Consider the following 6877-nt stretch of genomic DNA (forward strand, 5'->3'; position numbering starts at 1 on the left):
TTTGACTTTCTTGTTGTACCAGTTCATGAAGGCCGAGGTCGTGAGGCTGAAAAAGAGATAGACGGCCATGATCATGGCGATGCCCTCGATGGCCTGGCCGGTCTGGTTGATGGTCGTGTTGGCGACCGAGACGAAATCCGGGTAGCCGATGGCCACGGCAAGGGAGCTGTTCTTGGTCAGATTGAGCATCTGGCTCGTCAGGGGCGGAACGATCACCCGGAGGGCCTGGGGCAGAATCACCAGCTGGAGAACCTTGCCCGGCCGAAGCCCCAGGGACATGGCGGCCTCGGTCTGGCCGTGGCTTACCGACTGAATGCCGGCGCGGACGATCTCCGCCACGAAGGCGGCGGTGTAGAGCACCAGCCCCAGGAGAAGGGCGGCGAATTCGGGGGAGAAGTTGATGCCGCCCACGAAATTGAAGCCCCGCAGCTCGGGAACGTCCATGGCCGTGGGCGCGCCCCCGATAACCCAGGCGAGCGCCGGCAGTGCCGGGAGAACGGCAACGGACGTCCGGAAGACGGGAAATATCCGGCCGGTCTCTTCCTGGCGCTTGCGGGCCCATCGCCGAAGCATCCAGACAACGATGCATCCCGCTACGAAGGCCGTGAGCATCCAGATATGAACCGGGTGGGCTTCGGGCACCCCCACCACCATGCCGCGATTGCTGAGGAAGACCCCGGGAAAGGGATTGACGGCCTGACGGGGCGACGGGAGAATCTCGTAAAAAACGGCGTACCAGAAGAAGAGCTGCAACAGGACGGGGATGTCCTGGAGAACCTCCGTGTAAATGGCTGCCGTCCGGGAGACCAGCCAGTTGCTCGAGAGCCGGGCGATGCCCACGATGGTGCCCAGGACGACCGTCAGGATGACGCCGATGACGGCGACCTTCAGGGTGTTGAGCACGCCCGCCAGAAGCGCGCGGGCATAAGTGTCCGCGGCGGAATAGGAGATGAGGGATTCGCCGATCTCGAAGGCGGCTTCCTTGCCGAAAAAGCCGAAGCCGGTGGCGATGTTCTGGCGTTCCAGATTGGTCAGGGTGTTGGTGAACAGGTAGTAGCCGACCAGGATGACCACGGCCAGGGCCACGGCCTGGTAAAATACGGCCAGCCTGTCGGGGTCATGCCAAAAAGAGGTTTTTGCCTCAGTTGTCTGCGATATGGAGGGGACTTGTTGCTGCATGGCGATCTTCCGTGATAACGGGTCGGAGGCTCCGGGAGACGAAGCCGACGGTGTGGCGGTTTCGAGGCGCATCGGCCCCGCCGGCGAAGGGGTGATGCCGCCCGCCGGGATGCCGGGGGGCGGCGCGCGTGTCCTATTTGAAGGGCGGTGCGTACATGAGTCCGCCGTCGGTCCACAGGGCGTTCAACCCCCGCTCCAGGCCGAGTGGCGTGTTGATGCCGACGTTCCGCTCGAAAACCTCGCCGTAGTTGCCCACCTGCTTGATGATGTTATAGGCGAATTTCTCGTCCAGACCCAGGGCTGCGCCGTTGCCCTCGGTCACCCCCAGGAAGCGCTGGATAACGGGATCCGTGCTTTTCAGCATCTCGTCCACGTTGGCGGAGGTGATCCCCAACTCCTCGGCGTTGATCATGGCCAGGACGGCATAGTCGACAATGTCCCGCCACTGGTCGTCGCCGTGGCGAACCGTGGGCGCCAGAGGCTCTTTGGAGATGACTTCGGGAAGAATGATGTAATCGGCGGGATTGGGGGCCACCGCCCGAATTCCGGCCAGCTGGGAGGCGTCGGAGGTCAGGCAGTCGCAGCGTCCGGCGAAGAAGGCCTTGGCCAGCTCGGCATTCTGCTCGATGACCACGGGCTTCCAGTTCAGTTTTTTGGATCGGAAGAAGTCGGCGGCGTTCTGTTCGGTGGTGGTGCCCGGAAGGACGCAGACGGTGGCGCCGTCCAGTTCCCCGGCGCTCTTGACGCCGAGTTTTTTGGAGATCATGAAGGTCTGGCCGTCATAGTAGTTGACCGTGGCGAAATTGAGCCCCAACTGGGTGTCCCGGGTCAGGGTCCGGGTGGCGTTGCGGCAGAGCACGTCGATTTCGCCGGATTGAAGGGCGGTGAAGCGTTGAACGGCGGTCAGGGGAATGAATTTCACCTTGCCGGCATCCCCGAATACCGCGGCGGCCACGGCCCGTCCGGTGTCGACGTCCAGGCCTTCCCAATGGCCCTTTTCATCGGGTTTGCCAAAACCGAAGAGGCTGCCGTTGACGCCCACCGAGACAAACCCTTTCTTTTTGACTGCGTCCAGGGTTTCGCCCGCAAAGAGGTCCGCGGAGACAAGCATCGTCGCTGCCAGGAATAAAGCCGTCAATACCGTCGTTCGTCGTTTCATGCAAAGTTCCTCCTTTTTTGGTTAACAGGGTCAACAGTCGGATCTTATTTTTGAAGCACGGTATCACAAGTGAAGATGATTTAGCAAGTAAAAGGAAAAGTTACATACAGGAGCCCCTGGGTGCTACAGCTCCTCGGGGGTGAAGGCGACCACGTCGTCGATGCGTTCGGCGCCGGTAAGGAGCATGACCAGGCGGTCAAGGCCCAGTGCGTTTCCCGCCGCCGGCGGCATATGGGCGAGGGCGTCGAGGAAGCGGTCCGGCGACGGATAGGGGCGGCGGCCGTCCGCGGACCGTCGGGCCGCTTCCGCCGCAAATCGTTGCCGCTGCTCCACGGGATCGGTCAGCTCCGTGAAGGCGTTGCACAGCTCCAGGCCGTTGATATAGAGCTCGAATCGCTCCGCCACGGACGGATCGCCGGGCTTCAGCCGGGCCAGGGCGCCGCACCGGGCGGGGTAGTCGTATAGAAAAAGCGGCTTGTCCAGCCCCAGGCGGGGTTCGATGACGCACCCGACCATCTCGTCGAACCGGTCGCGGGCGAGGGCGTCTTCCAGGGGGACGGGGCTGTAGCGATCAAAGGCCTCCCGGACGGTCATCCGGTGCCAGGGGAGCGAGAGATCGACGCGGTTTCCCATCCAGTCGATCCGATTGCCGCGGCCGATGGTTCGGGCGATGAAGCCGATGAGGGCTTCGCAGTGGGACATCATCTCCCGGTAGGTCCACCCCGCGGCATACCACTCCAGGATCGTGAATTCCGGGAGGTGACGGTCTCCCCGCTCCCTGTCCCGGGCGCACCGGCAGATCTGGAAGATGCGCGGATAGCCGGCGGCCAGAAGACGTTTCATGCAGAGTTCGGGGGAGGTGTGAATAAACCAGCCGTCCGCGGGGACCGCCTCGATATGGGTTTCGGGGGCCGGGGCGGGGATACGCCACGGCGTCTCCACCTCGAGAAAGCCGGTTTCGACAAAGAAGCGGCGTACGGCCTGAAGGATCGCGGCCCTCAGGCGGAGGTTGTCCCGGATGGCGGACTGGCGAAACAGCATCGTTCGGTCCGGTCTTATAGCTCCCGTTTCAGGTAGCGGTCCTTCTGGCGGTCCTGCAGCAGCGCCAGGTCGAAGGTTTTGGGATCCGCCGATTCGTACCATTGATAGGCCGTCTCGCGGCACGCCGCGCACCCTTTGATGGGAAGGTGGACGGCCAGGGCCCGCTTGCGGCCGTCCGACGATGTGTCGATGGACCAGCAGCCGCCGCACTCCTCGCAGATCCGGACCGTTTCTTCCTGTTTCTCGAGGATGTTGTCGGTGTCGTAGAAAATGCTCCGCCGCCGCCGGTCGAAGGTCTTGCCGGCCTGAAGTTCCTTCCGGGTTTCGTCCCGCCGGTTCCACCCGGTCATGACCTTGTCGCCCAGGCGCCGGATATACTCCGTTACTTCGCGGCCCTGTCGGATGCCGTCCGGATCGTAGTCGGGCTCCCTGACCCGGCTGTAATCGAGGCCGGCCATGGCCAGGATGATCCCCACGTTCATGTAAGGCAGCGCGCTCTCGATGGAGTAGCCGCCCTCCAGCACGGCGATGTCGGGTTTCAGGAGCTCCGTGAGCCGGGCATATCCCTGGGCCGAGAAGTTCATGTTGGTGAGGGGGTCGGCGTAGTGGTTGTCCTGTCCCGCCGAGTTGATGATGATGTCCGGCTTGAAATCCGCCAGAATGGGCAGCACCATCTCTTCGAGGGCGTAGATGAATCCCTCCTCGGAGGTGTTGGGGGGCAGGGGGATGTTGACCGTCAGACCCGCGGCGTTGGGGCCGCCCAGCTCGTTGAGAAAGCCGGAGCCCGGATAGAGAGTCCGGCCGTCCTGGTGGAGGGATATGAACAGCACGTCGGGGTCGTGCCAGTAAATGTCCTGGGTGCCGTCGCCGTGGTGACAGTCGGTGTCGACGATGGCGACCCGCCCCACCTTGTAGGCCGTCCGAAGATACTCTATCATCATCGCCTCGATGTTGATGTTGCAGAACCCCCGGGAGCCGTGGACCACCCGCATGGCATGATGCCCCGGCGGACGGACCAGGGCAAAGCCGCGTTCGACCTGCTTGTCCATGACGGCCATCCCGATGGTCTTCGCCCCGCCGGCGCTGATGAAATGGGATTCGGTGGTGACCTCCCACTCGTCGGGAACGCAGAAGTGAGTGCGCTGGATGTCCCGGATGGTGGCGATGTCCGGCTTGTATTCGATGATGCCGTCGATGTCCAGGAGGCCTTCCTCGAGCACCTGATCCTGGGTGTAGAGGAGCCGTTCCTCCCGCTCCGGATGATTGGGGCTGATGGCCCAGTCGAAGGCCGGAAAGAACACCAGCCCGGTTTTATGTTTGGCGCAAAGCATATAATCCTCCGGAGATGGTGATGGGGTTCAGGGTTGGTGAAGATGCTTCAGGCATTGGACAAAAGCCGTTCGATGATGGCTTGGTAGCCGTGGATGAGACCCGGTTTGACCTGGACCTTGACCCGGATGTTGCGGCCGGCGGTGTAGAATCCGCGGACCATATTGAACTGGAGGTCCTCGGTGACCTCCATTTCCAGGTCCCGGGTGTCGGCCCCGATCCTGACGGCCTTGTCCCTCAGCAGCACGAAGGCCTTCTCGACGGCGTTTTCCTTGGAAAAATTCCGGTTCACCGGTTCTGAAAAGTCTTCCTCCGGCGCGGAGACGATCTCACGCTGGGTGTCGCCGAAGAGGGTGACCTCGCAGGTGGTGCGGGCCAGGGCCGCGCCGATGGCGTTGGCCACGGACCAGTGGGGTACGGCCCGGACGTCGAAGTCCGACAGGGTTCGGAGACGGTCGGCGAATTCGGGGGCCGGGCCGCCCAGGACCAGGATCCGCTTGGGGTGGACCTGAAGTCCTTCCTGAAGCTCATGGACGGTATAAACCGGCTTGCTGTTGATGGCGTCGATCATTTGTCCGGCCTGGGACAGAATGACGTTGCAGGCCTCGTCGAAGATCCGATCGGCCGCGGCCTCGACGGATATTCCCAGTGCCTGGGCGATGGGTGCGATGCCCGCTGTCGACGCTGCCAGTCCATCCCCCTTCTGGATTCCGAGCACGAAGAAGGCGTCGGTGGGGGTGGGCACCTTTCCGCCGTAGGCCATGGCGGGCCCCTCGCGGTCCGGACCGACGGTGAGGATGCCGTCCTGAAGCCGGACGGCGGAGTCGCCGCCGATGCCGATGGATCGGGTTTCGAGAGAGCGGATCAACGTCTGAATCCGTTTCCGGTTCTGGCTCAGGGTGATTCCTACGGGATCCAGCAGGGGCGCCCGGTCCACCAGGATCGCCATGTCGGTGGTGGTGCCGCCGATGTCCAGCACCAGCGTTTCTTCGGTTTCCGAAGCGAAGGCGATGGCGCCCATGACGCTGGCGGACGGTCCCGAGAGGATCGTCTGGCCGGGAAAATCGAGGGATGCCTCGAAGCTCATGGTGCCGCCGTCGGCCTTCAGGAGGTGGATGGGGATCATGAGGCCCTTCTGCTCGAGAGACTGTTTGACCGCCGCGAAGAACTTCTTGTGAATCGGTCGGATGGTCGTGTTGAGAAAGGTGGTGGCGATGCGGCGAGGAAAGTTGAGGTTCCCCGAGACATGGTGGCCCAGAAAGATTTTTCCGAAATCGTCCTTGATCGCATGGTAGACAGCCAGTTCATGGGCGGGGTTTCTGACGGAGAATTTGCCGACGATGCCGACGTTCCGGATGCCCTCCTTCTTGAGAGCCGCGGCGATTTCGTGGATTTCATCCAGATTTACCGGCGCCACCTCCCGGCCCCGATGGTCGATGGATCCGGTGATGCTGTAATAATGGCGGTTGGTCCGGAAATGTTCCGGATCGATCCCCGGACCGCCCGAAACGATCATGCCCACCTCGGGATATTTTCCCTGTACAATGGCGTTGGTGGTAAGGGTGGTACTGAGCACGACACGGTTGATCCTGTCCGGCTCGATCCCCTCGACGATGTGTTCGATTCCCGCAAGCACGGTGCTGAACAGATCTTCCGGGTCGGTTCGGACCTTGTATTCGCGAATGAGTCCTTCTTCCCCCAGCAGCACGACGTCCGTATGCGTTCCCCCGACATCCAGTCCTATGATCATGATATTTCCTTGAGTGTATTCCTGAAGTGTATGGGTTGACGGTTGGGTCTCCCTGGGCGTATCCAAGGGGGCACGGGAAAAGCGTTTGAGAAATTTCAAAAAACTGTCTGCAATCCCCACGGGTCATCCTTTCGGCCGATGCAACGACTCGTTCGCGCCATCCCGCTGTCGGCAGGATTCTGAAACGCCGACTCGGGGGACCGATGGTGCCGCCTGAGGATGACTATGGATAGAGGCGAAAAATAATCACATCGTAGCGGAAACAGGGATAATTGTCAATATTTCAACTTTGCCCAAATCCACCGCCATATATAGCCCAAGCCCATGTTGCCACTGCTGGAGGCAGCGTTGCGAGCCGGCAGGGCGATTCTGGGGCTGAAAAGCGGATGATCAGCGGCTCATTCTGCTAAAATCCCCAA

5 protein-coding genes are annotated in these 6877 nt (G+C 61.9%); all 5 read right to left on the reverse strand.

From position 1 onward, the window contains the following. On the reverse strand, positions 1 to 1179 hold a 1179-nt coding region (locus tag AB7S84_RS15690; RefSeq protein ID WP_428155649.1), incomplete at its 3' end, for an amino acid ABC transporter permease. Positions 1180 to 1312: 133 nt separating this feature from the next. Further along, complete coding sequence (locus AB7S84_RS15695; RefSeq protein ID WP_020878685.1) at positions 1313 to 2338, reverse strand: amino acid ABC transporter substrate-binding protein; 1026 nt, start codon at positions 2336 to 2338, stop codon at positions 1313 to 1315. Positions 2339 to 2461: 123 nt separating this feature from the next. Continuing rightward, the gene (epmA, locus tag AB7S84_RS15700; RefSeq protein WP_428155652.1) at positions 2462 to 3379 is read right to left on the reverse strand and encodes an EF-P lysine aminoacylase EpmA; all 918 of its coding nucleotides are present in this window, start codon (positions 3377 to 3379) and stop codon (positions 2462 to 2464) included. Positions 3380 to 3393: 14 nt separating this feature from the next. Continuing rightward, complete coding sequence (locus tag AB7S84_RS15705; RefSeq protein WP_428155654.1) at positions 3394 to 4710, reverse strand: histone deacetylase family protein; 1317 nt, start codon at positions 4708 to 4710, stop codon at positions 3394 to 3396. A gap of 47 nt (positions 4711 to 4757) precedes the next feature. After that, positions 4758 to 6458, reverse strand: coding sequence for a hydantoinase/oxoprolinase family protein (locus AB7S84_RS15710; RefSeq protein WP_428155656.1), 1701 nt, complete (start codon positions 6456 to 6458; stop codon positions 4758 to 4760). Between the last annotated feature and the right edge of the window lie 419 nt (positions 6459 to 6877).

This window comes from Desulfococcus sp. (genome assembly GCF_050178255.1).
Classification (GTDB): Bacteria; Desulfobacterota; Desulfobacteria; order Desulfobacterales; family Desulfococcaceae; genus Desulfococcus; species Desulfococcus multivorans.

Excerpts from the sequence above, each read along its gene's own strand:
- AB7S84_RS15695 (WP_020878685.1), bottom strand. The coding sequence starts at position 2,338 with ATGAAACGACGAACGACGGTATTGACGGCTTTATTCCTGGCAGCGACG.
- epmA (WP_428155652.1), bottom strand. The coding sequence starts at position 3,379 with ATGCTGTTTCGCCAGTCCGCCATCCGGGACAACCTCCGCCTGAGGGCC.
- AB7S84_RS15710 (WP_428155656.1), bottom strand. The coding sequence starts at position 6,458 with ATGATCATAGGACTGGATGTCGGGGGAACGCATACGGACGTCGTGCTG.
- AB7S84_RS15705 (WP_428155654.1), bottom strand. The coding sequence starts at position 4,710 with ATGCTTTGCGCCAAACATAAAACCGGGCTGGTGTTCTTTCCGGCCTTC.